Below are 25,032 nucleotides of genomic sequence, written 5' to 3'. Positions count from 1 at the left end.
GCCTACTCTACGCAGGCGACAAATCTCCGAACACCGTCGGTATCAGTTCCGACACTGTCGGGTGAATGTGCACGGCGCGCGTGATCGTCGTATAGGGCCTTTTCGCATACATGACGTCGAGAATGCTCTGGATCGCCTCGTCGCCGCCGGTGCCGAGGATCGATGCGCCGAGGATTTCCTCAGTGTCCGCGTCGACGAGCACCTTGATGAAGCCTTGCGTTTCGCCCTTCTCGACCGCGCGCCCGACCCGCGTCATCGGTCGTGTGCCAATCATGAGCTTGCGGCCGGACTTGCGGGCGTCGCTTTCGGTCATCCCTGCGCGACCGAGCGGCGGGTCGATATAAAGCGCGTAGGTCGGGATCCGGTCGGTCACCCGGCGCGGATCGTTATCGAGGAGGTTGGCGGCAACGATCTCGAAATCGTTGTAGGCGGTATGGGTGAAGGCCCCGCGGCCGTTGCAGTCGCCCATCGCAAAGATATGCGGAACGCTCGATCGCAGAAAATCATCGACCTCGATATTGCCCCGCGCGTCGGTCTTGACGCCAGCCTTGTCGAGCCCGAGATCGTCGGTGTTCGGCCGGCGGCCTGTGGCGAGCAGCACATGCGAACCGATGACCTCCGGAGCCCCTGACGTGCAATCGACGCCGGCGGCGACTCCGTCCTTGTGCCTGGCGAAACGGATGCATTCGGCACTGAGGCGGATATGGACACCTTCCTTTTCGAGAATGTCACGGATCGCATCGGAGACGTCAGGATCTTCGCGCCCGATCAGGCGCTGCGCCTTCTCGATGACCGTGACTTCCGAACCGAAGCGACGGAACATCTGGGCGAATTCGAGCCCGATATAGCTGCCGCCTATGATGACGAGATGCTCCGGGAGTTCGCTGAGGTCCATCACCGAAGTATTGGTGAGATAGGGAACCTCGTCGACGCCCGGAAAATCCGGAACGGCGGCACGTCCGCCGGTGTTGATGAAAATCTCATCGCCGGAAATCAGTTGATCGCCGACGCGGACCTCCGTCGGGCTCTCGAAGCGCGCATGGCCTTCGAAGACCGTGCAGTTCTTCATGCTCTTGAGCCAGCTTTCCACGCCCGAGCGCGCATCGAGCCGAACCTTTTCCTTGCGCGCCATGACGCGGGCGAAGTCGACGGAAACGGCGCCGGTCACCATGCCGTATTCGGCGCCGCGGCGGGCTGTGTGGATTGCGTAGGCGCTGGCAACCATCGCCTTGGTCGGCATGCAGCCGGTATTGACGCAGGTGCCGCCGAAGAGTTTGCGTTCGATGAGCGCAACGGTTTTGCCGGCAGCGGTCAGCCGCCCGGCGAGCGATGGTCCCGCTTGGCCGGCGCCGATGATGATTGCGTCGAAGTGCTTGCTCATGACACGGAGGACACCACCCAGAAGGCTAGCAGAACTGCTATCAGGTCTTCGAGAAGGGCGGCCGGAAGGTCCTTGCCAATGGCAAGGCCAAGTCGCTTTCGCGCCTCGTAGCCGCCGAGCGTGCCGATGACGGCCCCGATCACGCCGGCGACGACGCCGCCTATGGGTGATCCGGCCGCAGTGCCGATCACCGCGCCGCAGAAACCGCCGCTGACGATGCGCGCGCCGAACTGCTGCGGCACCTTGCGGCTCGGCGTGCTCGGAAGCTGGTCGGTGACATATTCGACGAGAGCGAGCAGGCCAAAGATATAGGGTGTGAACCGGAAGCCCATGAAAGCCGCCCAGCTATTGGCGGCAGGTAGCCAGCCGGCGGCCGCGGCGATGCTGACGGCGGCGGGCGCGGTCATGGCCCGAAGCCCCGCCACCAAACCGATCAAAAGCGCGAGAATATAGACGGACATGTTTCCCCCGAAACAATTCCATGCGCAGACCGAAGAGTGGCTGAGAATGGCATCGATTGCAATGTCCAATAGAAGGGTGCGCGCGCCGGAGAATTCAACCGCAGGTACGGTCGCCCAACTCGCTCTATTTTTCGCCGAACCCTGACATATATGGAATGGCTTACCCCGACGCGGCGGAGAATCCGTGATCAAACTGCGAGACCAATCCGAGGGAGACAATCATGCGCCTGATCAAGACTGTTATCGGTACCGCCTTTGCCATTGTGCTCACCGCAGCCGCGGCTGAGGCCGATGTCGTCGTTTCCTCAAAGATCGACACGGAAGGGGGCGTGCTCGGCAATATCATTCTCGCCGTGCTCAATGCCAACGGCATCAAGACCACGGATCGTGTTCAGCTTGGCGCAACACCCGTCGTGCGCAAGGCGATTACCGCCGGGGAGATCGACATCTATCCGGAATACACCGGCAACGCGGCCTTCTTCTTCGAGAAGGCGGACGACCCGGCCTGGAAGGATGCTGCCAAGGCCTATGAGCAGGCAAAGAAGCTCGACTACGACGCCAACAAGATCGTTTGGCTGACGCCATCGCCCGCCAACAACACCTGGGCGATTGCATTGCGCAAGGATGTCGTGGAGGCCAACAAGCTCAAGACACTCTCCGACTTCGGCAAATATGTCTCTGGCGGTGGCGAGGTCAAACTTGCGGCTTCATCCGAATTCGTCAACTCGGCCGCAGCACTACCGGCGTTCCAGACGACCTATTCTTTCAAGCTGAAGCCGGAACAACTGATCACGCTTTCCGGCGGTGATACGGCGGCGACGATTGCCGCGGCTGCAAACCAGACGAATGGCGCCAACGCCGCGATGGTCTATGGCACCGATGGCGGCATCGCGCCCTCGGGCCTTGTCGTGCTCGAAGACGACAAGAACGTGCAGCCGGTCTATCAGCCGTCGCCGATCATCCGCGAGGCTGTGCTCAAGGAAAATCCGCAGATCGAAGAACTCCTGAAACCGGTGTTCGAAAAGCTCGACCTGGTGACGCTGCAGGAGCTTAATGGCCGCGTGCAAGTTGGCGGCGAACCGGCAAAGGCCGTTGCCGAGGACTTCTTGAAGAAGAACGGCTTTCTGAAATGATGTGAGGAGGGGCGCTTGCTCGGACAGGCGCCCCCTCGTCCATCCGGTCGGACGGGCAACTCCTGAAACGCCATGGGTGATGGCATGATCCAAGGAAAGGAACGCGTGCCCTTCCGCCTCGACAAGCTCGGCGTCGTCATTGCCGCGCTTGCTGTCTACGGCGCGCTTCTCGCGCCATTTGCAACGTTTCGGGCCAACCGGATCGTCCAGGGTGAAGCGAAGGCAATTCTGGAGGCCTTGCCGCCATCGCTCGGATACGCCCTTCTCGCCCTCGTCGCATTGGCTGCCGCAATTGCCTTCTTCAAGACGCCGAACCTGGTGCGAATGATGGTGGCTTTTGCCGCTCTCGTCGCGCTTGGCGTTCTGATCGGAGTGGCCGCCAATCATCTGACGCCGCCGGAAAACACCTATGCCCGCGTTTCGCCGGCCTCCGGCTTCTGGGTCATGGTTTTTGCCTTCGCGCTTCTGGTTGCCGATGCGCTGACACGCATGAACCCCGGGCCGGTCATCCGACTCCTCTTCCTTGTCGCTGTTCTTGCAGCCGCCGGTGCGATGCTGATCGCCGGCGGCTGGGACGGGCTTTCCATGCTGAAGGAATATGCGAGCCGCGCCGACACCTTCTGGAAGGAGGCGGGGCGGCACGTAACGCTCGCGCTCGGGTCGCTCGCAGCGGCGACCGTGATCGGCTTGCCGCTTGGCGTGCTTTGCCATCGGGTGGAGCCGTTGCGTGCCGGCGTGTTGAACGTCCTCAACGCTATCCAGACAATTCCGTCGATTGCGCTTTTCGGCATTCTGATCGCGCCGCTCGGCTGGATCGCGATGCACGTGCCGGGCGCAGCGGCAATCGGCATTCGCGGCATCGGCGTCGCGCCCGCTTTTGTTGCGCTGTTTCTCTATTCGCTGCTGCCCGTCGTCGCCAATACGGTGGTCGGGCTCGCCGGCGTTCCGCGCGACGCCAACGACGCGGCGCGCGGCATCGGCATGACAGACTGGCAGCGACTTGCCGGCATCGAGTTTCCGCTCGCCTTTCCGGTGATCCTCACCGGCATCCGCATCGTGCTCGTCCAGAATATCGGGCTCGCAACGATCGCGGCCCTCATCGGCGGCGGCGGCTTCGGTGTTTTCGTCTTTCAGGGCATAGGCCAGACGGCGATGGACCTCGTGCTGTTGGGCGCCGTGCCGACCGTCGTCCTGGCTTTCGCGGCGGCGATTGTCCTCGACGCCTTGATCGAAATGACCGTAACGGACCGCAACCAGGGCAATGCCGCATGATCGAAATCGAACACGTTACCAAGCGCTATGGCAACACGACCGTTGTCGATGACGTGTCGCTGACAGTCGAACCGCATACGATCACGGTGATCGTCGGCACCTCCGGCTCGGGCAAGACGACGCTGATCAGAATGGTTAACCGGCTGGTCGAGCCGACCTCGGGCACGATCAGGATCGATGGGCAGGATAACCGCGCCCTGCCGGATTTCGAGCTTCGGCGGAGGATCGGCTACGCCATCCAGGGCCACGGGCTGTTTCCGCACCGCACGGTCGCCCAGAACATCGCCACCGTGCCGACGCTCCTCGGCTGGGACAGGAGGCGCATCGACGCTAAGGTCGAGGAACTGCTGACGCTTTTCCAGCTCGAGCCCGCGGCCTTCGGCCCGCGCTATCCGCATGAGCTTTCGGGCGGCCAGCAGCAGCGGGTCGGCGTTGCCCGCGCGCTCGCCGCCGAGCCGAACGTGCTGTTGATGGACGAACCTTTCGGTGCTCTCGATCCGATCATCCGCTCCAAGGCGCAGGACGATCTCGTCGCCATCCAGAGACATTTTGGCACCACGATCATCCTCGTCACCCATGACATGGAGGAGGCCTTTCATCTCGCTGACCGGATCGCGGTGATGGACAAGGGAGAGGTCGTGCAATACGCGACACCGGCCGAGATGCTGGTCAAACCCGCGACACCCTTCGTCGAAACGCTGATCGGCACCAGCGAGCGGCCGTTCCGGCTGCTCGCGATCGACACGGCCGCAGACGCGGTCGAGCCTGGTGTGGCCGAAGGTGCGCCGATACCGGCGACGCTCAGCCAGCGCGAGGCGCTCTCCGAACTCCTGTGGTCCGGGCGGGCCGCGCTGCCGGTTGCCGCGCCGGATGGCGCGATCCTCGGCAAGGTAAGCCTTGAAGGCTTGGCGAAACGCGCGGCGAGGCCACGGTGATGGCGTGGCTTCCCAAGCTCGCCCGGATGGCGGTCCTGGTGCTGTTGCTCGCCTTCCTGCTGCAGCCCTCCTGGTTCGAACCCTTGTTGAGGCCGCTGGTGCAGCAAAATGCGCCGGCGATCTATAATCAGGGCAGCCTGTTCTGGCTGACGGTGCTGCATCTCAGGACGGTTTTTGTCGCAACGCTTGCCGCGGCGATCGTCGCTGTGGCACTGGCCATCCTCGTGACGCGGAGGGCCGGGGCCGAGTTTCTCCCGCTTTCGCGTAGCCTCGTGAACATCGGCCAGACCTTCCCGCCGGTGGCCGTTCTGGCGCTGGCGGTGCCGATTTTCGGCTTCGGGGAGAAGCCGACGCTGATCGCGCTCTTCCTCTACGGCCTGCTGCCGATCTTCGAAAATGCGCTGACAGGCTTGACGACCCTGCCACCCGCCGTGATGGAGGCTGCACGTGGCGCGGGTATGACGGAGCGCCAGCGGCTCTTCAACATTGAGCTTCCCCTGGCGCTGCCCGTCATCCTGACGGGCATCCGATTGTCCGTCGTCATCAGTCTCGCGACCGCAACGATCGGTTCGACGGTTGCGGCCAAGACACTCGGAGAAGTCATCATCGCCGGCCTGCAGTCGAACAACCTCGCCTTCGTGCTTCAGGGTGGCCTCATTGTCGCCGCGCTGGCCGTCCTCATCCATGATGCGCTTCAGGCACTGGAACGCTTCCTTTCCGGCAGGGTGCGCGCCTAGCCGTCCCGGCGGCTTTCCACTGCTCGCAGAAGTCGGGGCAGCAGCATTCCAAAAGGCAAGCTGAAGCCGTTTGGCGCAAGTGTGAAAATGAATTTCACAATTTGCCGGATTGACCGATTTTTTGTTGACGCCCTGAAAATTCTATCTCAGTCTGCGAAAATAAATTACGCCAAAAGGCAAGGGAACAGCGCGAGCATGAAAGTCGGTATAATCGGACTCGGATTCCGTCTTGGCTATCTGGGCTACGTTTTCAAGGCGATCGACGAAAGCTTCGAGATTGCAGGCTATGTCGATCCTGCGCCTGCCGGGCTTGCGACCCTTATCGAAAAAGACATATCCGCCGGCAAAGCCTATGCCTCGCCTAAGGAACTGATCGCCAGCGAGAAGCTCGATCTTCTGATGATCGGCTCGCCGAACCACATGCATCTCGATCATATCCGCATCGGCCTCGAGGCCGGCCTCAAGATTTTCTGCGAGAAGCCGATCGTCAGCACGATCGAGCAGAGCCTGGAGCTTGCAGGGCTTCTGGCAAAGCACGGTCACGACCGTCTGATGGTTGGCCTCGTGCTGCGCTACGCGCCGATATATCGCGACCTTCGCGCCGCCCAGGATGCGGGATTGCTCGGCCAAGTCGTCTCGATCGAGGCTGCGGAACATATCGAACCCTATCATGGCGCATTTTTCATGCGCGACTGGCGCCGCTATGGACGCTACGCCGGCAGTTTCATGCTCGAAAAATGCTGCCATGACCTCGATCTCTATAACGGCGTCGTCGGCGCACGGCCCGAGCGGGTCGCAAGCTTCGGCGGTCGCAAGAGCTTCATCCCCGCCAACGATCCCGCCCGCGAGGGCATCAACGATCTGCAGCTCTTCCACCGCAAGCCGAGCGGGTGGCTCGGATCGGACAAGGTCTTCGACAGCGACGGCGACATCATTGATTATCAGGTTGCGATCATCGAATACGCCAACGGGGTCGCGATGAATTTCCACACCAACCTGAACGTGCCGGACCAGTTCCGCCGCTTCTGTGTGATGGGGTCGCGCGGCATGGCGGAAGGCGACTTCATCCGCGGCTATCTCGACGTCCACGAAATGCTTTCCGGCAAGAAGGTCGTCGAGCAGCGCTATGCGGCGACGGTGCTTTCGCAGCATTACGGCGCCGACGAGCAGATGGCGGCCGAAATCATTGCCCACGTCAGGGACGAGGGGGCGCTGCCGGTCTCACCGCTCGATGCTCTGGAGGCCGGCATCCTGGCGCTTTCGATGGACGAGGCGCGGATGAAGAGGGCGGTCGTCGATCTAAGACCGCTCTGGGACCGCTTCGACGAAGCGCTTCACGTCCGCGCGGCCTGAGAGGGGGCGGGAGGATGAGCGTTCGGCGCAGCACCATCATCTTCGCCTGGATCCTGCTTCTTCCCGCCTTGCTCTATGTGTCGGTCATCGTCGCCTATCCGCTGGTGGACACTTTCATCCTGTCGTTTACGGATGCTTCACTGAAGAAGACGACGAAGTGGGTCGGCACGCTCAACTACGACAAGATCTTCAACGGCACTTTCGCGGAGGTGATCATCCGAACCTTCGTTTGGACCTTCTTTTCGGTCTCGATCAAGATGATCATCGGCACCTTCGGCGCCGTCATGTTGAACGCCGCCGTACCGGGGCGCGCGCTGTTTCGCGTGCTCACCATGCCGCCATGGATCGTGCCGATGGCGATCGGCATCTTCATGTGGGGCTGGATGTACAACGGCCAGTTCGGGATGATCTCCGGCGTGCTGCAGAACATGGGCCTTGTCGACGGCCCGATCGCCTTCCTCGCCCATGGTTCAACGGCATTCTGGGCAACGATCATCACCGATGTCTGGATCGGCGTGCCGCTGGTGACGCTCTATCTTCTGGCCTCGATCCAGGCGATTCCGCAGGATCTTTACGAGGCGGCATGGACGGACGGGGCCGGCCGCTTCTACCGCTTTCGCCGCATCACGCTCCCGCTTCTCGTGCCGGCGATGATCACCATGTCGATGCTGTCGCTGATCGCCACCTTCAACTCCTTCGACATCATCTGGATTCTTACGCAAGGCGGGCCGAACGGTGACACAACGACGATGATCATCGACACCTATCGAACGGCCATCGGCTCGAAGAAATACGGCGAAGGTGCTGCGCGCGCCGTGGTGATCTGCATCTTTCTGTCGATTTTCTGCCTGCTCTACTTCCGCGTCACCCACCGCCTCGCCTCGGGAGAAAGCCGATGAGCCAACCGGCCCTGATCAATCGCTATCGCTGGTACGAACTCATCGGTATCTATGCGGGGATCTTGGTTTTCCTGAGCTTCATTCTCGCCCCCTTTGTCGAAGGCTTCCTGGTGTCGCTGAAGCCGCTCAGCCTGCTCTTTTCATCGCCCTATCGCTTTTGGCCCGAGAATGGGTCGTTTGCCGCCTACAGAACCATGTGGGTGAGCGTGCCGGGCTTTGCCCGCTATATCTTCAATTCGTTCTTCGTTTCCACCATCGTCACCGCGGTCGTGCTGGCGCTGGTGGTGCCGGCTGCCTATGCCTTTGCACGCTTCAGGTTCCACGGCAGCGGGCCGCTGCTTGCGGCCTTCCTCGCGGTCAACATGTTCTCCGGCGCGGTGCTTTTGATCCCGCTCTTCCGGCTGATGCGCAGCTTCGGCGTGCTCAACACCTACTTCGCCATGATCGTGCCGGGTGTCGCCTTCCTCATTCCCTCGGCGATCTGGCTCTTGCGCACCTATATGATGCGCATTCCGCGCGAATTGGACGAGGCAGCCTTCGTCGACGGCGCCAGTCACTTCTACACGCTTCGCCGGGTGATCCTGCCGATTGCCATGCCAGGCATCACTGTCGTCGCGATCACCACCTTCATCGGGTCCTATGCCCAGCAGTTCATCTTCGCGCTGACCTTCAATTCCAAGACCGAGTACATGCCGCTGCCCGTAGGCCTCTTCGCCTATTTCGGCCGGCAGGAAGTGGTCTGGAACGAACTGATGGCCGCAAGCTTCGTAGGCATCGCGCCGGCCGTCATCGTGATTTTCTTCCTGCAACGTTATCTCGTCAGCGGTCTGACCGCCGGCGCGGTAAAACAATAAGCAACCACCAGAGAAGGGGAGTTCCATCGTGACCATTGCTTACAAGACTGCTTTTCTAACGCTTGCCTTGCTCGGTTCGACCGCGCTCGGGAGCGTTGCCGCGCAGGCCGCCGACCAGGAGATCAGTTGGATCTACTGTGGCGACAAGATCGATCCGATTCATGAGAAATACATCAAGGAATGGGAAGGCAAGAACGCCGGCTGGAAGGTGGTGCCGGAAGTCGTCGGCTGGGCGCAGTGCCAGGACAAGGCGACGACGCTTGCCGCGGCCGGTACGCCGGTCGGCATGGCCTATGTGGGGTCCCGCACACTCAAGGAGTTCGCCGAGAACGATATGATCGTTCCGGTCCCGATGACCGAGGAAGAGAAGAAGAGCTACTATCCGAACATCGTCGACACCGTGACCTTCGATGACACCCAGTGGGGCGTCCCGGTGGCTTTCTCGACCAAGGCGCTCTATTGGAACAAGGACCTCTTCAAGCAGGCGGGCCTCGACCCAGAAACGCCGCCGAAGACCTGGGCCGAAGAAATCGCCTTTGCGAAGCAGATCAAGGAAAAGACCGGCATTGCGGGCTATGGTCTGCCGGCCAAGACCTTCGACAACACGATGCACCAGTTCATGCACTGGGTTTACACCAACAACGGCAAGGTGATCGATGGCGATAAGATCGTCATGGATAGCCCGGAAGTGCTGGCGGCGCTACAGGCCTACAAGGACATCACGCCCTATTCGGTCGAAGGGGCAACCGCTTACGAGCAGAACGAAATTCGTGCCATCTTCCTTGACGGCAAGGCTGGCATGATCCAGTCGGGCTCCGGGGCGGCTTCGCTGCTCAAGGAAACGAAGATCAACTGGGGCATCGCGCCGCTGCCGCTCGGTCCCTCGGCCAAGGGTGAAGGGACGTTGCTGATCACCGACAGCTTGGCGATCTTCAAGGGGACTGGCGTCGAGGAAAAGGCGATCGAATTCGCGAAGTTTATCACCTCCCCGGGTCCGCAGGGCGAGTACGAACTGCAGGGCGGTGCAGGCCTGACGCCGCTGCGCCCGTCTCCGAAGGTCGATGAATTCGTCAAGGCCGACGCGTCCTGGAAGCCGTTGATCGACGGCATCGCCTATGGTGGCCCAGAGCCGCTCTTTAAGGACTACAAAGGATTCCAGAATGCGATGATCGATATGGTCCAGTCCGTCGTCACCGGCAAAGCCGAACCCGGCGACGCGCTGAAGAAAGCGGCTGGCGAACTCGAGCAGTACAAGTAAGCCCGACGGAGACCGCGGAGCGCCAGCCCGCGGTCTCCCCATGTTCTGGCGGCAAAGCCGCCTCGCCCTAGAGCATCCCGCTTTCAAGTGGAATCACTGAAAGCGGATGAGATGCTCTAGAATCAAAGTGCTAGAGCGTCCTTTGTGCGTGCACTTGAACGCACGGCGCTCTAGCGGCCGGAGACAGATTTTTGGGACAGCTCAATCTAAAAAAGGTTCAGAAATTCTACGGCACGTACGAAGTGCTGAAGGGTGTCGAACTCGAAGTCAGGAACGGCGAGTTCGTGGTCTTCGTCGGCCCGTCGGGCTGCGGCAAGTCCACGCTGCTCAGAATGATCGCTGGCCTTGACGAGACGACGGCGGGCGACATCGTCATCGACGGCAAGCGTGTCAACGACCTGCCGCCGGTCAAGCGCGGAATCGCCATGGTCTTCCAGTCCTACGCGCTCTATCCGCACATGACCGTGTTCGAGAACATCGCCTTCCCACTGCGCGTGGAAAAGGTGCCGGAGGAGAAGCTCAAGGCCAAGGTCGAGCACGCGGCGCGCATTCTCCATCTCGATCAGCGGCTGCAGCAGAAGCCCGGCATGCTCTCCGGCGGCCAGCGCCAGCGTGTCGCGATCGGCCGCGCCATCGTGCGCGAGCCGAAGATCTTTCTGTTCGACGAGCCGTTGTCGAACCTTGACGCGGCTTTGCGTGCCGACATGCGCATCGAACTGGCGAAACTGCACCGGCAACTGAAGGCAACGATGATCTACGTCACGCACGACCAGGTCGAAGCGATGACGATGGCGGACCGGATCGTCGTGCTGAACGCCGGAGAGATCGCCCAGACGGGCGCGCCGCTTGAACTTTACCATAAGCCGGCCAATACCTTCGTGGCCGGCTTCATCGGCAATCCGAAGATGAACTTCCTGCCGGTGACCTGCAGGAGTGTCAGCGAGGCCGGCGTAGAGGTCGAATACAAGGGGCAGGCGGTGATCATTCCGGTCAAGCCGCGCAGCGGCATGGCCGGTGCGATCTTGACCCTTGGTGTGCGCCCCGAACATATCCAGATCGGTTCCGGAGACCTGACGTTGACGGTCAGACCCTCAGTCATCGAGCGTCTCGGCGCGCATACCGTTGCCTATGCGTCGCTCGGGGGCGAGGGGGAGAACTATTGCGCAATGCTGCCGGGCACCGTTGCGATCCGGGCGGACGAAGAGGTCAGGACCGGCTTTCGTGCCGCCGATTGTCACCTGTTCGATGAAAGCGGTATCGCCTTCGAGCGTCGTGTCGAGATGACCGATATCGACATGGCGCTTTTCGATCCAGCGGCGGCCTGACGGCCGGCGGTGCCGGGTTGTCACCGGAAGCTCTTGGCTGCGGTTTTGGTCGTGCGCGGCGGAAGATTTCTCTTCCTTGATCGTTGGCGTAGAATGCGAACGTCATTCTGGCTCGTGGAACTCACATTGGGAGGCAGGAATGTCGGAAGTAACCGTCAACGTGCGTTACATGGTCGATGACGTCGAGGCCGCCATCGAGTGGTACACGAAGCACCTCGGATTTTCGCTTCTCTCCAACCACGCTCCGGCCTTCGCGGACGTCAAGCGGGGGGCATTGCGGCTATTGCTTAGCGGCCCCTTGAGCTCTGCGGGACGCCCGATGCCCGACGGCGAACGTCCGGCGCCCGGCGGCTGGAATCGGATCCACCTCATTGTCGATGATCTCGCTGCCGAAGTCGCCCGACTGCAAGCCGCCGGCGCTAAGTTCCGCAACGACATGGTGACCGGACCCGGCGGATCGCAAATCCTGTTGATTGACCCATCGGGCAATTTTGTCGAGCTGTTCCAGCCCGCCGGTCGCTGACTGGTGATGGCGAACCAGCAAAGGCGCGAACGCTTGCGGAGCGCCGTAGAGACAGCGCTCCGCCCGATTGAAAGACCGGAATTCAGGCCGTTATTTGCTGCCGAGGACTTCGGAGACGGCGCCGGCTGCCGCCTTCACGACGATGTCAGCCTCATCGCGCGTCAGGCAGAGTGGCGGTGCAAAGCCCAGGATGTCACCCTGCGGCATCGCCCGGCCGAGGACACCGCGCTCCGCCAGCGCCGTAGCCACTCTTGGCCCGACCTTCTGCGCCGGATCGAAGAACGTCCGATCGTCACGGTCTTCAACGAACTCGATCGCCGCCATCAGGCCGTCTCCGCGTACCTCGCCGACATGCCGGTGCCCCGCGAGTGGCTTTGCAAGTTCGGACCGGAAATAGGCTCCGGTCGAACCGGCATTCTCGACAATGCCCCGTTCGTCGATCAGTTCGAGATTGGTGATGCCGGCCGCTGCGCAGATCGGATGGGCGGAATAGGTTCAGCCGTGGCCGATCGGACCGAGTTCGTCCGAACCCTGCACCAGCACTTGCCACATCTTTGCCCAGCATGTCTCAGATCCGGCAGGGGAGGGGCGGCAATCCGGTCCTATGAGCGACCGCCCGTCGCAGGGTCAGTTCGGAACGACGACGAGTTTGCCGACGAAGTTCTTCGCCATGAAGTCTGTCTGCGCTCGATGAAATTCCGACAGAGGATAGGTCCCCCCGACGAGCGGGCGGATCTTTCTCTCTTCGATATAGCGCACCAGACGCCGGAAATCGGCGCGGCTGCCCTGGCTCGATCCGTGCAGTTCCAATTGCTTCAGATACATCGTCCTGAGATCGAGCTTAACGACGGGGCCGGCGATGGCGCCCGCGGTGGTATAGCGGCCTTCCGGGCGCAGGATCTTCAGAAGATCGTTGAAGAGCGGGCCGCCGACGAGATCGGCGACGACGTCGATCGGCTGGCCGCCGCTTACTGCGTGCACGGCCTCGGTAAGGTCGCCCTCCCCGCGGGTGACCACGGCTTCGGCGCCGATCTCGCGAATCGCGGCTTCCTTGCCGCGGCCGGCGACGGCGATCGGAATAGCGCCGCGGGCGCGGGCGAGCTGGATGATCGCCGAGCCGACGCCTCCGGAAGCGCCGGTCACCAGGACCAGCTCGCCGGCCGCGAGCCTCGCCCTTTCGAGCATGCGTTCGCCGGTCAGATAGGCGCAGCAAAAGGTCGCAAGTTCGACGTCGGTCAGGTCGGTCGCGACCACATGGGCGTTTTCGGCTGGAAGCGCCATATATTCGGCGTAACCGCCGTCGCGGCCGTGGCCCATGTAATCGATGTCGGCGAGGCTATCGTCGTCGCGATTGTAGATCGAGAAGTCGACCATGACGCGCTCGCCGATGCGCGCCTCATCGACGCCGTCGCCGACGGCGACGACGTGGCCGACCGTGTCCGTGCCCTGGATGCGCGGGAACGTCAGCGTGTTGCCGTGGCGCCGCCACGTCGAGACGGCGGAGGGATCGTCCTCGGTGCCGTAGGCACCTTCGCGCACCCAGACATCGGTGTTGTTCATGCCGCAGGCGGTGACCTTGATCAGCACCTCGCCCGGGGCTGGTGCCGGGACGGGGACGTCCCGGCTGTAGACGAGCTTGTCCAAACCGCCATGCCCGGTGAGTTGTACGGCCGCCATGGTCCTCGGAACCGAATGCATCATCCGTATTCCCCTCAACGGCCGAGGACTTCGGAGATGGCGCCGACTGCCGCCTTCACGACGATGTCAGCCTCATCGCGCGTCAGGCAGAGTGGTGGTGCAAAGCCCAGGATGTCACCCTGCGGCATCGCCCGGCCGAGGACACCGCGCTCCGCCAGAGCCGTAGCCACTCTTGGGCCGACCTTCTGCGCCGGATCGAAGAACTTCCGATCATCGCGGTCCTCAACGAACTCGACCGCCGCCATAAGGCCGTCTCCGCGCACTTCGCCGACGTGCCTGTGCTCCGAGAGCGCCTTTGCAAGTTCGGACCGGAAATAGGCTCCGGTCGAACCGGCATTCTCGACGATGCCGAGTTCGTCGATCAGTTCGAGATTGGCGATGCCGGCTGCAGCGCAGATCGGGTGGGCGGAATAGGTCCAGCCGTGACCGATCGGGCCGAGTTCATCCGAACCCTGCACCAGCACCTGCCACATCTTTTCCGAGACGATGCTGCCGGAAAGCGGCGCGTAGGCCGACGTCAAACCCTTGGCGATGGTGATGAGGTCCGGCTTCATGCCATAGTGGTCGGAGCCGAACATTGTCCCCAGGCGGCCGAAGCCGGTTACGACCTCGTCTGCGACGAGCAGGATGTCGTATTTCTCAAGCACCGTCTGGATCTTCTGCCAGTAACCCTTCGGCGGCGGCACGATGCCGCCCGTACCAAGGATCGGCTCCCCGATGAAGGCTGCGATCGTGTCCGGCCCTTCGGCGAGAATCATCTCCTCCAGCTTGTCGGCGCAATATTGCGAGAACTGCTCTTCGTTCATCGAGCGGTCCGGACGGCGGAAATAGTACGGCGCCTCGGTGTGCAGGATCGGTGCGCGCGGCAGATCGAAAGCATTGTGGAAAAGCTGCAGGCCGGTCAGCGAGCCCGTCATCACGCCGGAACCGTGATAGCCGCGCCAGCGGGAAATGATCTTCTTCTTCTCGGGCCTGCCGAGAATGTTGTTGTAGTACCAGATGAGCTTGATGTTGGTCTCGTTGGCGTCCGAACCGGAAAGGCCGAAATAGACGCGGCTCATGCCTTCCGGCGCGCGATCGATGATCATCTTGGAGAGCCGGATCGACGCCTCGGTGCCGTGGCCGACATAGGCGTGGTAGTAGGCGAGGTTCTTCGCCTGTTCAGCGATCGCCTCGGCAATCTTCTGCCGGCCATAGCCGACATTGACGCAGTAGAGACCGGCGAAGGCGTCGAGGCTGCGCTTGCCGGCAATGTCGGTGATGTAAGCGCCTTCGCCGCCGCCGATGACCCGCGTCGGGGTTTCACCGCGCGCATGCATGCCCATATGCGTGGACGGATGGAAGAAATGGTCGCGGTCCCAGGCGGTGAGTTCGTTGCTTTTTTCGAGCATGGTGTTTCCTTTCATGAAATCCGTTCAGGCGGCGGTATCGATGCAGAGATATTTGAGTTCGGTGAAGGCCTCCATGCCATGGCGTGAGCCTTCGCGTGCGAGGCCGGACTGCTTCCAGCCGCCGAAGGGGATCGGTCCGCCGGTGATCTTCACCCGGTTGATTGCCACCATGCCATACTCGAGGGCTCGTGCGAGCCGCAGCTGGCGAGCGCCGTTTTCGGTGACGACGTAGGCCACGAGGCCATATTCGGTGTCGTTCGCCCGGGTGATGACTTCATCTTCGCTGTCGAATGCGGTGACGGCGGCCACGGGGCCGAATGTCTCCTCGCGCATGATCAGGGCGTCGTCCGCTACGTCGGTGAGCACGGTCGGTTGGAAGAACAGCGGTCCCGCGGCGTGCCGCTTGCCGCCGATCGCGACTTTCGCGCCGCGCTTCAACGCGTCGGTTACCTGCTCCTCGACCTTGGCGATGGCGCGCTCATGCATGAGCGGTCCGATGTCGGTGTCTTGTGCCAGCCCCGCGCCGACTTTGAGGCGGGAAACGCGTGCGGCGAAGGCCTCGTTGAAGGCTTTGAGGATCGGTCGCTCGACATAGATCCGGTTTGCTGCGAGGCAGTCCTGACCGGAGGTCGCGAATTTTGCGGCGATCGCGATATCCGCCGCCTTCTCCACATCGGCATCGGCGAACACGATGAGCGGCGCATGGCCGCCAAGTTCCATCACCAGCCGCTTCATCGTCGGAGCGCACTGGCCGGCGATCAGCCTACCAATCTCGGTCGATCCGGTAAAGCTCATGGCGCGGACACGGGGCTCTTCGCACAGGCGGCCGACGATGGTCGCAGCATCACCGGTGACGACGTTGAACACACCGGCCGGAAGACCGGCGCGTTCGCCAAGCTCTGCGAGCGCCAGGGCAGAAAGCGGCGTCTCGGAGGAGGGGTGAGCAACGACCGTGCAGCCGGCGGCGAGTGCAGCGGCCGCCTTTCGGGTGATCATCGCCGAGGGGAAGTTCCAGGGCGTGACGACACCGACGACCCCGAGCGCCTCGCGGCGTACGATCATCTCCGCGCCCGGCAGATGGCTCGTCACGCTCTCGGCGTTGAGCCGCTTGCCTTCTTCGGCATACCACTCGATGAAGGAGGCGGCGTAGTCGATTTCTCCGCGGGATTCCGCAAGCGGTTTGCCCTGCTCGAGCGTCATCAGCAGGGCGAGATCCTCCTTGGCGGCAAGCATCAGTTCGTACCATTTGCGCAGAATGCCTGCGCGCGCTTGCGGCAGCATGCTACGCCATGCCGGAAAAGCCTTGGCAGCGGCATCGACGGCTTCCGAAGCCTGGGTGGCCTCGAGCGAGGCGACCCAGGCAAGCGTCGCGCCCGTTGCCGGATCTGAGACCTCGAAGGCCTTGCCATCACGCCCGGCAACCCACCGCCCTCCAACATAAGCGAGCTCCCGCAGGAGCTGCCGATCATTCAGGTGGTTCAATGCGTCGTGGAAGGTCGTGCGCGCGAAAACAGCAGTCATATCCGATCTCCTCTCTTGTTGCGGGTAGTCTGGACCGCAAAGGGGAGAGAAGTTGTCTATTCCGGGCACATGCGGCAGAGAGTTGGACTAAATAACCGGGACAGGAGAGCCGGATTGTCTATGATGTCCCGGTCTACAGCGTATCAGGGAGCAAGCTGGTCAGCGGGAGCAGAGTTTCTTCCTTGACCGTCTTGGTGACGATGTAGGTGAAATAGCGGTCGATGCCCAATTCGCGATCCAGCAGGCTGTCGATGAGCCGCTGGTAGGCGTCGACGTCGGCTGTCATGATCTTCAGAATGTAATCGACGCCGCCGCCGACCGACCAGCAGGCGACGATTTCCGGGATCGAGGCGACCACGCGTTCGAAGCGTTCGAAGTCGGTCTGGCGGTGGTTGCCGAGCGTGATCTCGGTGAGAACGCTTGTGACCGGGGTGACCCGGCGCATCGCGAGCCGCGCATGATAGCCCGTCACGATGCCGGCCTTTTCCAGCTTCCTCAGTCTGAGCCAGCAGGGTGTTGGCGACAGTCCCGCCTTCTCGGCAAGCGCGAGCTTGGTAATTCTTCCATCCTTCTGGATCGCTTCCAGGATGCGCAAATCAATGGCGTCAAGCTTGATCATGCCTTGGTGGGCTCTTCGGACCGTTCCGACCTCTCGGCGTAGGCCATCATGCGGTGGAAGCTCATGGAGATGTGGGCCCGCCGAATGTATCCGATCGCCTCCCAGTCGCCGATTTCGGCGGCAGACAGGACGGCCTGCATCTCGTTGCGAAAGGCCGAGTACTCTTCCGCCAATCCCAGCTTCGGCATCATCTTCAACACGACGCGAACGACCTGGTAGTACAACCGCTCGCTGATCTCCCGCAGCGGGAGGTTTCCGGTGAATGCCCTGATTTCGGTAAAGAACGCCATATTCAGGTGCAGGAACGCCCTTTGTGTCGGATTTTTCATCTCCTCGTCGCAGCGGGCTATGAGCGCCCTGATCCGTTCCAGATCCTCCGCGCTGCGTGGGATCGGAGAAAGCTTGCCGACCAGAAGCGCAAGTTCCATGCGCAAATGATAGATCTGCACCAATTCGCCGATATCGGGGTCGGTCACGATCGTCCCGACACCATGCACCGATTCCACCAGCCCCTCGGACTCCAGCCTTGCCAGCACACGCCTCACAGGCGTGCGGCTGGTGGAGAATTCTTTCGCCAGCTCTTCCTCGGACAGGCGGCTGCTCGGCGCGTACTCGAGCATGCAGATGCGGTCCCTGAGAGTGTGGTATATCCGGTCGAACCTCTCTCGGGCCGATGCGGGCTGTAAGGCGCCGCTGGTTTCGACTTTACCAGGCAATTCGGGGTGCAAGGTTATCCTGCTTCCAAGACAGCGTTGAGAAACTGTCTTGTCCTTTCGTTCTTGGGGTTTCCAAAGATTTCCGCGGGAGCGCCCTGTTCGCAAATCTTGCCTTGATAGAAGAAGCACACCCTGTCCGAAAACTCCTTGGCGAAACCCATCTGGTGGGTAACCATGAGCATGGTAAGGTCGTGCTCGTGGCCGATCTTCCTTATAACCTGCAGCACTTCGCCCACAAGTTCCGGATCGAGCGCCGACGTTACTTCGTCGAACAGCATGATCTTCGGCCGCATTGCAAGCGCACGCGCGATTGCCACGCGCTGCTGCTGACCGCCCGACAGTTGCGACGGATAGTGATCCTTCTTGGCGGACAGGCCGACCATGTCCAGGAGCTCCGCCGCGCGCTCCTCAGCCTCCGAGCGCTTCATTCCGAGTACGGTTATCGGAGCTTCGATGCAGTTTCCCATCGCAGTCATGTGCGGGAACAGGTTGAAGGACTGGAACACCATGCCGATTTTTGCACGGATCCGGCGTATGTGCTTGGTGGTCGCGGGCACAAGCTTGCCGTTCTGCATCATGTGCGTCATGGGTTCGCCATCGACCCAGAGGACACCATCGTTGATGGCCTCGAGCGTCATGAGCATGCGCAGCACGGTGGTCTTGCCGGAGCCCGAGGGACCGATGATCGATACCTTCTCGCCGCGGCCGATATCGAGGTTGAGATTGTCGAGAACGGTGAGCGCGCCGTAGCGTTTTGAAACGTTCTCGAAGCGTACCATTGGCATGTCGTTCATCTTCTATCTCCGCTGCAACCACGATTCGAGTATCCGGACGATGCCCGCTGAAACGAGACTCATAACCAGGAAGAACACCCCGACGAGCGTGACGGGCTCGGTGTAGCGGAATGTCTCAGATCCGATGTTTTTCGCGGTCTGCATGAGTTCGAGGACGGCAATGGCCGAGAGCAAGGGCGTCTCTTTGAAAAGCGCAATCAGGTAGTTTCCGAGCGCAGGAACGACCGGAGGCAGCGCCTGAGGCAGGATTATGTCCTTGAAGGTATTCCACGGAGACAGGTTGAGAGCGATCGATGCCTCCCATTGGCCCCTCGGAACGTTCTCGAATCCCGCGCGGTAGACCTCGGAGCAATAGGCGGCGTAGTGAACGCCTATGGCTGCCACGCCCGCCGTAAACGCATCCAGCACGATTCCTGCCTTCGGCAAGACGAAGTAGAGGAAGAATATTTGGATGAGCAGGGGCGTCGACCGGATGAGTTCCACCAACACCGTAACCACGACGCCGGCGGTCGGAAAGGCCAGCCTGATGGAGGCGAGCACGAGCCCGAGTGTCGCCGCTATGACGAAACCGAGAGCGGTCGCTTCGACTGTCATGATCGCCGCCCTAGCAAGCACCGGCAGAATCTCGAATGTGAATGTCCAATCCCACATCAGGCGACCCTTCCGCGTGTCAGTCCCTTCGACGCACGCTGTTCAAGCAGGCGCATGGCAATGGTGACGGTTAGAGAAATGGCCAGATAGATCAGCAGCACGAGGGTAAACACAGGTACCGTCTTCAGCGTTGACTGGTTCATTTGCTGGGCCTTGAAAGTGAGGTCCGCCAGCGTAATCAGGGAAACGAGCGAGGTAGACTTCACCAGTTCGATAAAGAGGTTGCCCCAGGGAGGAATCATGGCCGTAAACGCCTGAGGCAGAATGATCCGACGCAGCATTTGTGCTCTCGACATGTTGAGGGCGATTGAAGCCTCCCACTGTCCGCGCGCCACGGAAACGATGGCGCCTCGGACAACCTCCGCCCCGTAGGCCCCAATGTTCAGGCCGAGCGCCAGAACCGCCACCAGGAAGGCGTCAAGGAAGATGCCGAATTGCGGCAGGACGAAATAGAGCCAGAAAAGCTGCACCAGCGCGGAAGTCCCGCGGAAGATCTCAATGTAGGTCGTCGAAAGCCACCTTATCGGCAGAGGGCCATAGAGCTTTGCGAGCGCCGCTATCAGCGCCATGAACACGGCGAGCACGGCTCCCAAGACCGTAATCTCCGCCGTCAGCACGGCGCCTTCTAACAAACCTGGCATGAAGAGCCGGTATTCAGCGTTGGCTGAAAGCAAGGCGATCAGCAGCAACGTTGCCGCGAGCATCGCGACGAGCATACGAATCCACATCTGGGTCCCTCATGAACGCAGGGATTGGAAGTGCGGCGCTTTCGCGCCGCCGGCCAGAAGGCGTTACTCGCCTGCGCAAAGCTGCGCGGTCGTCTTGTTCGGCAGATAGCCCTTGCCAAAGCCCAGCGGTTCGACGAGGGCGAGATGCTCCGGGGTGCCCAGGAAGGCGGTGAGCTCCTTGTTGAAGGCCTCGACGAGATCCTTGTCTTCCTTGCGGAAGCCGAAGCCGCCGTGACCCTTGACTGACTTTCCGGCAACTTCACCGAAGGGCTCGGTCGACTCCACGCCTTCCGCCTTTTTGGCCATTTCGGCGATCGACAGTGCGGTGAGGGCTGCCGCATCGGCGCGGCCGGCTTGGACGGCAGCGACAAGGCTGGACTGATCGGGCAGTGAGATGACCTGCTCGGCGGAGAGGCCCGCATCCTTCGCGTAGCCACTTTCCACGGCACCCGCCATTACGGCGAGCTTCAGATCCTTGTTGGATGCGAAGGTGGAATAGTCTTTGACGCCCTTGGGGTTGCCCTTCGCGACCAGCATGGCCTGCCCGATGCCGTAGGAGGGCTCGGAGAAGGCGATCTCGGCGCAACGCTTGGGATTGATGAACATGCCCGCCGCGATGATGTCGAAGCGGCCGGCCTTCAGGCCGGGAATGAGCGAGCCGAATTCGGTCAGCACGCCGTCTACCTCTGCGATGCCCATTTTCTTGAGTACGGCCTTGGCGACTTCCGGAGCCTCTCCGGTGAGCTTTCCGTCCGGAGTGGCGAATCCGAAGGGCGCCTCATTGGCAAACCCGATGCGAATATAGCCGGCGGCCTTTGCTTTCTCGAGGGTCGATTCTGCATGGGCGTAGCCGCAGAAGGATACGGCGGCGACTGTGAGGGCTGCGGCCCTCAGTGCATTCCTGCGGGAAATGAGAGATTTGAACATGGGTTCCCCTTTTTTTGAAGCTGGTGTTCGCCTCGCACAGCTTGGATGCCTCGCGAGACGGTAGAAGTATACATCTGACTCTCGTTTTTACAAGATGGCCTGCTATAAATACGAAAATTTCGATACACAGTTGCGTGCTGTAGAAAATGATGTACACATCTATGACGTCGTACACGATGGAGGAGATGTCGTGAGCAGGTCGGCTGTTTTTACCGCGGCGGAGTATTCCCGCCGGATCCGTGATGTGAAGAAACGCATGGAGCGGGCGGGCTTCGACCTCATTATCTGTCAGGATCCTGCGAACATGGGCTGGCTCACCGGCTACGACGGCTGGTCGTTCTATGTGCCGCAATGTGTTCTCGTGCACGTCGACGAGGAGCGGCCGATCTGGTTCGGTCGGGCGCAGGACGAGAAGAGCGCCCTTCTGACGACCGGGTTGCCTCAAGGCAACGTCGTGCCGTTTTCGGAGTATCTGGTGCAGAACCCGGAAGGCCACCCCTTCGATGAGCTTGCCGAACTGGTCCGCGCCCGTGGCTGGGGGAAGGCGCGCATCGGTGTGGAGATGGATGCGCATTACTACACGGCGCGCTGCCATGCCCATCTCGTCCAAGGGCTTCCGGAGGCCAGCTTTTCCAACAACGGCGACCTGGTCAATTGGGCGCGCCTGATCAAATCCGAGCCCGAACTCGCCTTGATGCGCGAAGCCGGCGCCATTTGCTCACATGCGATGGAGCGGGCCATCTCGAAGATGAGCCCCGGGGTGCCGCAGAACGAAGTCATCGCCGAGCTCTATCACGCTCAGATCATGGGCGTGGGTGGTCTTGGCGGCGACTATGCCGCGATCTGCCCGCTGATGCCCGTCGGCGAGGGTACTGCCACGCCGCATCTGACCTGGACCGAGGATCCTCTGCCGCAGTCCGGCCTCGCGATTCTCGAAATTGCCGGCGCGAGGCGGCGTTACCATGCGGCGCTTACCCGCACGGTGCACTTTGGCCGGCCGCCGCAGACCTACGTCGACATCGCCAAGGCCATTGTCGATGGTGTGGATGCCGGGCTCGAGAAGGCGCGGTCCGGCAACACCGCCGAAGAGGTCGAGGCCGCATGGCAGGCGGTTCTGCGCAGCCGGGGACTGAAGAAGGAAAGCCGCGTCGGTTATCCGATCGGCCTCGCCTATCCGCCGGACTGGGGCGAGCGCACGGTCAGTCTCCGGCCGGGCGACCGGACCGAGCTGCAGCCGGGCATGTGCTTTCACATGATGGCGGGTGTCTGGCTTGGCGATTTCGGCCTGGCGATATCCGAGTCCTTCGTCGTCACGGACAAGGGCGGGGAGAAGCTTTGCACGTCGCCCCGGAAACTGATCGCCGTCGAATAGACGCCCGTTGATATCCATTCGAAGCGCCGCCGACTGAGGGCGGAAGACAAGAGAGAGACCATGGACGGTAATCCCTTTACCGATGGCGAGATCGCGCGCCGTCTTGATGCTGTAAGAGCTGGGCTCGTCGATCGCGGACTTGACGCGGCGGTTTTCGCGTCGCCGGAAAACATCTTTTATCTGACGGGCCTCGATCACTGGGGCTACTTTGCACCCCATCTTCTCATCGTCCCGCTCCAGGGCAAACCGACGCTCGTCACCCGTGCGATGGAGCGCGTGACGATCGAAAATCATGTCCGTGCCGCCGAGTTCCGCGGTCACAGCGACAGCGAGACCGCGGCCGACCTTGCGTCGCGCATTCTCAATGATCAGGGTTTTGCGGGAAAGCGGCTTGGGCTTGAGCAATGGACATCCGGGCTGAGCCATGGGCTTGCGCGGCGGCTGGAGTCGCTTGTGTCCGCCGAGTGGAACGATGTCTCCAATCTCGTGGACCACCTGAGATTGGTGAAGAGCGCCGAGGAGCAAGTCCTCATGCGGCGGGCCGCTGCGGTTACCGACGCGGCAGCCGGCGCCGCAATCGGGATGATCGCCGACGGTGCGCGGGAGTGCGACGTTGCTGCCGAATGCATCGCGGCGATGACCCGGGCGGGAGGTCATGTGCCGGGCTTCGGCCCGTTCATCCGTCCGGCCTCCCGGCTGGGCGAAGAGCACACGACATGGGGATCCGGAAACTACCGCCAGGGGGAGCCGGTCTTCATCGAGCTTTCCGGATGTATTTCACGCTATCACGCGCCGCTGGGTCGTCTGATCCGGCTTGGCGGCATCAGCGACGCCGATGCGCGCATGGCGGAAGTGACGGCTGCGGCCTTTAATGCCGTCGTCGGGGCGCTCAGACCCGGCGCGCGCGCCCGTGATGTCTACGCCGCCTGGCAGGCTGTCGTCGATGATGCGGGTCTTTCCCATTACCGCCGCCATCACTGCGGCTACTGCGTGGGCGTCGGTCAGCCTCCGTCGTGGACCGGGGGAAATACGGTGACCGGTCTTAGACACGATTCCGATCTCGAGATCCGCACGGGGATGAGCTTCCACATCCTTTCCTGGCTGATGGGGACCGGCAAGGGGGACGATTTCGTCTCCAATACCGTGTTGCTGACGGGGACCGGACCCGAGGTGCTGACGCGCACGCCGCTCGGCCCGATCGTTCGATAGGACCTTTGTCATGAGCCGGTATTCGGTCTTCTCGCTGCTACGCCACGCAGCCACAGGCAATCGGGGATGGCAACGCGCCTGGCGCGCAGCCAGTCCAAAGGCCTCCTACGACGTCGTCATCATCGGCGGCGGCGGGCACGGCCTCGCAACCGCCTTCTATCTCGCCGAGAACCACGGCGTCCGCAACGTCGCGGTGCTGGAGAAGGGCTATATCGGCGGCGGCAATGTGGGCCGGAATACCACGGTCATCCGGTCGAACTACCTGCTCGACGGCAATACCCAGTTCTACGAGTTCTCGATGAAGCTCTGGGAGGGAATGTCGGCGGCGCTCAACTTCAACGTCATGTTCTCGCAGCGCGGCCAGCTGGTGACGGCACATTCGGCGGATCAACTCGATACGTTCACTCACCGCGCCAATGTCATGCGCTCGAACGGCATCGACGCGGAGATTCTCGACCGGGACTCCGTGCGCAAGCTTGTACCCTATCTCGACTTCTCCGACACCGCCCGGTTTCCGATCCATGGCGCGATCTTCCAGGGGCGAGCCGGCACGGCCCGCCACGATGCGGTGGCGTGGGGTTATGCGCGGGCCGCAAGCGGCCACGGCGTGGACATCATCGAGGGCTGCGAGGTGACCGACTTTGTCCGGCAGGGCGATCGGATCGTCGGCGTTGAAACCACCCGCGGCCGTATCGGTGCCGGCCGGGTCGGTCTCGCGGTGGCCGGCCATACGTCCGTCCTTGCCCAGAAAGCTGGGCTCGAACTGCCGATCGAGAGCCATCTGCTGCAGGCCTTCGTGACGGAGCCGGTCAAGCCGTTGGTCGACCATGTCGTCGCCTACGGGGCGGACCACTTCTATCTCAGCCAGTCGGACAAGGGTGGGCTCGTCTTTGGCGGCAACCTCGACGGCTACAACTCCTACTCCCAGCGCGGCAACACCGGCGTGCTGCGCGAGGTCTGCGAGGCCGCAATTGCGCTGATGCCGAACATCTCGCGCCTGCGCCTGCTGCGCCATTGGGGCGGCATCATGGACATGACGCCGGACGCAAGTCCGATCATCTCGCTGACGCCCGTCGATGGCCTCTATTTGAATGGTGGCTGGTGTTACGGCGGGTTCAAGGCGACCCCGGCATCCGGCTGGTGCTTCGCCGAGATGCTGGCGACCGGCGAGACACCCGCCCTTGTCCGCGGTTACGGGTTGGGGCGCTTCCGCAGCGGGCACATGATCGATGAAGCGGGCGCCGGCCCCTTCGCCTGGCTTCAATAGGAGAGCGA

24 protein-coding genes and 1 pseudogene are annotated in these 25,032 nt (G+C 62.0%); 13 read left to right on the top strand and 12 right to left on the bottom strand.

From position 1 onward, the window contains the following. Positions 1-7: 7 nt before the first annotated feature. Both FKV68_RS30545 and FKV68_RS30540 read right to left on the bottom strand, forming a co-directional pair. Positions 8-1,381 carry an FAD-containing oxidoreductase gene (locus FKV68_RS30545; protein ID WP_180942642.1) on the bottom strand — a complete coding sequence of 458 codons (1,374 nt, stop codon included), beginning with the start codon at positions 1,379-1,381 and terminating at the stop codon, positions 8-10. Continuing rightward, positions 1,378-1,842, bottom strand: coding sequence for a DUF4126 domain-containing protein (locus tag FKV68_RS30540; RefSeq protein WP_180942641.1), 465 nt, complete (start codon positions 1,840-1,842; stop codon positions 1,378-1,380). Before FKV68_RS30540 ends, FKV68_RS30545 begins: the two co-directional genes overlap by 4 nt. A 221-nt stretch (positions 1,843-2,063) precedes the next feature. On the opposite strand from FKV68_RS30540, the gene osmF reads away from it, so the two are divergent. From osmF to FKV68_RS30490, 10 genes are all read left to right on the top strand, one after another. Then, positions 2,064-2,975 (top strand): glycine betaine ABC transporter substrate-binding protein OsmF, encoded by a 912-nt coding sequence (gene osmF, locus FKV68_RS30535; protein ID WP_180942640.1) that lies wholly within the window; start codon positions 2,064-2,066, stop codon positions 2,973-2,975. 72 nt (positions 2,976-3,047) lie between these two features. Further along, the gene (locus FKV68_RS30530; RefSeq protein WP_180942639.1) at positions 3,048-4,247 is read left to right on the top strand and encodes an ABC transporter permease; all 1,200 of its coding nucleotides are present in this window, start codon (positions 3,048-3,050) and stop codon (positions 4,245-4,247) included. Further along, positions 4,244-5,182, top strand: a complete 939-nt coding sequence (locus tag FKV68_RS30525; protein ID WP_180942638.1) for an ABC transporter ATP-binding protein — start codon at positions 4,244-4,246, stop codon at positions 5,180-5,182. The genes FKV68_RS30530 and FKV68_RS30525 overlap by 4 nt, the downstream gene beginning before the upstream one ends. Then, on the top strand, positions 5,182-5,919 hold the full coding sequence (locus tag FKV68_RS30520) for an ABC transporter permease (RefSeq protein ID WP_180942637.1): 738 nt from the start codon (positions 5,182-5,184) through the stop codon (positions 5,917-5,919). The genes FKV68_RS30525 and FKV68_RS30520 overlap by 1 nt, the downstream gene beginning before the upstream one ends. A gap of 195 nt (positions 5,920-6,114) precedes the next feature. Then, a complete protein-coding gene (locus tag FKV68_RS30515) occupies positions 6,115-7,272 on the top strand; it encodes a Gfo/Idh/MocA family protein (protein ID WP_180942636.1) in 1,158 nt (385 codons plus the stop codon). Positions 7,273-7,286: 14 nt separating this feature from the next. Continuing rightward, positions 7,287-8,171: a carbohydrate ABC transporter permease gene (locus tag FKV68_RS30510; RefSeq protein WP_180942635.1), complete on the top strand. Its 885-nt coding sequence runs from the start codon at positions 7,287-7,289 to the stop codon at positions 8,169-8,171. After that, positions 8,168-9,025 (top strand): carbohydrate ABC transporter permease, encoded by an 858-nt coding sequence (locus tag FKV68_RS30505; protein WP_180942634.1) that lies wholly within the window; start codon positions 8,168-8,170, stop codon positions 9,023-9,025. Before FKV68_RS30510 ends, FKV68_RS30505 begins: the two co-directional genes overlap by 4 nt. A 28-nt stretch (positions 9,026-9,053) precedes the next feature. Beyond that, the gene (locus FKV68_RS30500) at positions 9,054-10,283 is read left to right on the top strand and encodes an ABC transporter substrate-binding protein (protein ID WP_180942633.1); all 1,230 of its coding nucleotides are present in this window, start codon (positions 9,054-9,056) and stop codon (positions 10,281-10,283) included. A gap of 191 nt (positions 10,284-10,474) precedes the next feature. Continuing rightward, complete coding sequence (locus FKV68_RS30495; RefSeq protein ID WP_180942632.1) at positions 10,475-11,608, top strand: ABC transporter ATP-binding protein; 1,134 nt, start codon at positions 10,475-10,477, stop codon at positions 11,606-11,608. A 139-nt stretch (positions 11,609-11,747) separates the two neighbouring features. Next, a complete protein-coding gene (locus FKV68_RS30490; protein WP_180942631.1) occupies positions 11,748-12,131 on the top strand; it encodes a VOC family protein in 384 nt (127 codons plus the stop codon). Between the two features lie 90 nt (positions 12,132-12,221). On the opposite strand, the pseudogene FKV68_RS30485 reads toward FKV68_RS30490, so the two are convergent. The 10 genes and pseudogenes from FKV68_RS30485 to ehuB form a co-directional block, all read right to left on the bottom strand. Then, a pseudogene (locus FKV68_RS30485) lies at positions 12,222-12,686 on the bottom strand (aminotransferase class III-fold pyridoxal phosphate-dependent enzyme); the annotation flags it as partial. 72 nt (positions 12,687-12,758) lie between these two features. Beyond that, positions 12,759-13,832, bottom strand: coding sequence for an alcohol dehydrogenase family protein (locus tag FKV68_RS30480; protein WP_180942630.1), 1,074 nt, complete (start codon positions 13,830-13,832; stop codon positions 12,759-12,761). An 11-nt stretch (positions 13,833-13,843) separates the two neighbouring features. Further along, on the bottom strand, positions 13,844-15,220 hold the full coding sequence (locus FKV68_RS30475) for an aspartate aminotransferase family protein (protein ID WP_180942629.1): 1,377 nt from the start codon (positions 15,218-15,220) through the stop codon (positions 13,844-13,846). 24 nt (positions 15,221-15,244) lie between these two features. Further along, positions 15,245-16,741 (bottom strand): NAD-dependent succinate-semialdehyde dehydrogenase, encoded by a 1,497-nt coding sequence (locus tag FKV68_RS30470; protein WP_180942628.1) that lies wholly within the window; start codon positions 16,739-16,741, stop codon positions 15,245-15,247. A 133-nt stretch (positions 16,742-16,874) separates the two neighbouring features. Next, a complete protein-coding gene (locus tag FKV68_RS30465) occupies positions 16,875-17,357 on the bottom strand; it encodes an Lrp/AsnC family transcriptional regulator (protein ID WP_180943968.1) in 483 nt (160 codons plus the stop codon). Beyond that, positions 17,357-18,076, bottom strand: a complete 720-nt coding sequence (locus FKV68_RS30460) for a GntR family transcriptional regulator (RefSeq protein WP_269808479.1) — start codon at positions 18,074-18,076, stop codon at positions 17,357-17,359. The genes FKV68_RS30465 and FKV68_RS30460 overlap by 1 nt, the downstream gene beginning before the upstream one ends. Positions 18,077-18,090: 14 nt before the next feature. Continuing rightward, positions 18,091-18,870: an ectoine/hydroxyectoine ABC transporter ATP-binding protein EhuA gene (ehuA, locus tag FKV68_RS30455; RefSeq protein WP_269808472.1), complete on the bottom strand. Its 780-nt coding sequence runs from the start codon at positions 18,868-18,870 to the stop codon at positions 18,091-18,093. Positions 18,871-18,873: 3 nt separating this feature from the next. Then, positions 18,874-19,521: an ectoine/hydroxyectoine ABC transporter permease subunit EhuD gene (gene ehuD / locus FKV68_RS30450; RefSeq protein WP_180942626.1), complete on the bottom strand. Its 648-nt coding sequence runs from the start codon at positions 19,519-19,521 to the stop codon at positions 18,874-18,876. Then, a complete protein-coding gene (gene ehuC, locus FKV68_RS30445) occupies positions 19,521-20,162 on the bottom strand; it encodes an ectoine/hydroxyectoine ABC transporter permease subunit EhuC (protein WP_427916004.1) in 642 nt (213 codons plus the stop codon). The genes ehuD and ehuC overlap by 1 nt, the downstream gene beginning before the upstream one ends. 150 nt (positions 20,163-20,312) lie before the next feature. After that, entirely contained in the window at positions 20,313-21,176 is an 864-nt protein-coding gene (gene ehuB / locus FKV68_RS30440; protein WP_180942624.1) for an ectoine/hydroxyectoine ABC transporter substrate-binding protein EhuB, read from the bottom strand. A 190-nt stretch (positions 21,177-21,366) separates the two neighbouring features. Here ehuB and FKV68_RS30435 point away from each other — a divergent pair, with 190 nt between their 5' ends. The 3 genes from FKV68_RS30435 to FKV68_RS30425 are packed head-to-tail and all read left to right on the top strand — an operon-like array spanning position 21,367 to position 25,024. Further along, positions 21,367-22,548: a M24 family metallopeptidase gene (locus tag FKV68_RS30435; RefSeq protein WP_246452718.1), complete on the top strand. Its 1,182-nt coding sequence runs from the start codon at positions 21,367-21,369 to the stop codon at positions 22,546-22,548. A gap of 60 nt (positions 22,549-22,608) precedes the next feature. Further along, positions 22,609-23,757 carry a M24 family metallopeptidase gene (locus FKV68_RS30430; protein ID WP_180942622.1) on the top strand — a complete coding sequence of 383 codons (1,149 nt, stop codon included), beginning with the start codon at positions 22,609-22,611 and terminating at the stop codon, positions 23,755-23,757. A 10-nt stretch (positions 23,758-23,767) separates the two neighbouring features. Next, the gene (locus tag FKV68_RS30425) at positions 23,768-25,024 is read left to right on the top strand and encodes a sarcosine oxidase subunit beta family protein (protein WP_180942621.1); all 1,257 of its coding nucleotides are present in this window, start codon (positions 23,768-23,770) and stop codon (positions 25,022-25,024) included. Positions 25,025-25,032 lie beyond the last annotated feature (8 nt).

The organism is Sinorhizobium mexicanum (assembly GCF_013488225.1).
GTDB classification, from domain to species: Bacteria; Pseudomonadota; Alphaproteobacteria; order Rhizobiales; family Rhizobiaceae; genus Sinorhizobium; species Sinorhizobium mexicanum.
Note: the sequence above shows the minus strand (reverse complement) of the source record. Positions and strands in the feature narration are given on the sequence as shown.

What these genes read in the sequence shown, in the direction of transcription:
- FKV68_RS30425 (WP_180942621.1), top strand. Translation starts at nt 23,768, where the DNA reads ATGAGCCGGTATTCGGTCTTCTCGCTGCTACGCCACGCAGCCACAGGC.
- FKV68_RS30520 (WP_180942637.1), top strand. Translation starts at nt 5,182, where the DNA reads ATGGCGTGGCTTCCCAAGCTCGCCCGGATGGCGGTCCTGGTGCTGTTG.
- FKV68_RS30470 (WP_180942628.1), bottom strand. Translation starts at nt 16,741, where the DNA reads ATGACTGCTGTTTTCGCGCGCACGACCTTCCACGACGCATTGAACCAC.
- ehuC (WP_427916004.1), bottom strand. Translation starts at nt 20,162, where the DNA reads ATGCCAGGTTTGTTAGAAGGCGCCGTGCTGACGGCGGAGATTACGGTC.
- FKV68_RS30545 (WP_180942642.1), bottom strand. Translation starts at nt 1,381, where the DNA reads ATGAGCAAGCACTTCGACGCAATCATCATCGGCGCCGGCCAAGCGGGA.
- FKV68_RS30525 (WP_180942638.1), top strand. Translation starts at nt 4,244, where the DNA reads ATGATCGAAATCGAACACGTTACCAAGCGCTATGGCAACACGACCGTT.
- ehuD (WP_180942626.1), bottom strand. Translation starts at nt 19,521, where the DNA reads ATGTGGGATTGGACATTCACATTCGAGATTCTGCCGGTGCTTGCTAGG.
- FKV68_RS30510 (WP_180942635.1), top strand. Translation starts at nt 7,287, where the DNA reads ATGAGCGTTCGGCGCAGCACCATCATCTTCGCCTGGATCCTGCTTCTT.
- FKV68_RS30490 (WP_180942631.1), top strand. Translation starts at nt 11,748, where the DNA reads ATGTCGGAAGTAACCGTCAACGTGCGTTACATGGTCGATGACGTCGAG.
- FKV68_RS30430 (WP_180942622.1), top strand. Translation starts at nt 22,609, where the DNA reads ATGGACGGTAATCCCTTTACCGATGGCGAGATCGCGCGCCGTCTTGAT.
- FKV68_RS30530 (WP_180942639.1), top strand. Translation starts at nt 3,048, where the DNA reads ATGGGTGATGGCATGATCCAAGGAAAGGAACGCGTGCCCTTCCGCCTC.
- FKV68_RS30505 (WP_180942634.1), top strand. Translation starts at nt 8,168, where the DNA reads ATGAGCCAACCGGCCCTGATCAATCGCTATCGCTGGTACGAACTCATC.
- FKV68_RS30480 (WP_180942630.1), bottom strand. Translation starts at nt 13,832, where the DNA reads ATGATGCATTCGGTTCCGAGGACCATGGCGGCCGTACAACTCACCGGG.
- ehuA (WP_269808472.1), bottom strand. Translation starts at nt 18,870, where the DNA reads ATGAACGACATGCCAATGGTACGCTTCGAGAACGTTTCAAAACGCTAC.
- FKV68_RS30475 (WP_180942629.1), bottom strand. Translation starts at nt 15,220, where the DNA reads ATGCTCGAAAAAAGCAACGAACTCACCGCCTGGGACCGCGACCATTTC.
- osmF (WP_180942640.1), top strand. Translation starts at nt 2,064, where the DNA reads ATGCGCCTGATCAAGACTGTTATCGGTACCGCCTTTGCCATTGTGCTC.
- FKV68_RS30540 (WP_180942641.1), bottom strand. Translation starts at nt 1,842, where the DNA reads ATGTCCGTCTATATTCTCGCGCTTTTGATCGGTTTGGTGGCGGGGCTT.
- ehuB (WP_180942624.1), bottom strand. Translation starts at nt 21,176, where the DNA reads ATGTTCAAATCTCTCATTTCCCGCAGGAATGCACTGAGGGCCGCAGCC.
- FKV68_RS30515 (WP_180942636.1), top strand. Translation starts at nt 6,115, where the DNA reads ATGAAAGTCGGTATAATCGGACTCGGATTCCGTCTTGGCTATCTGGGC.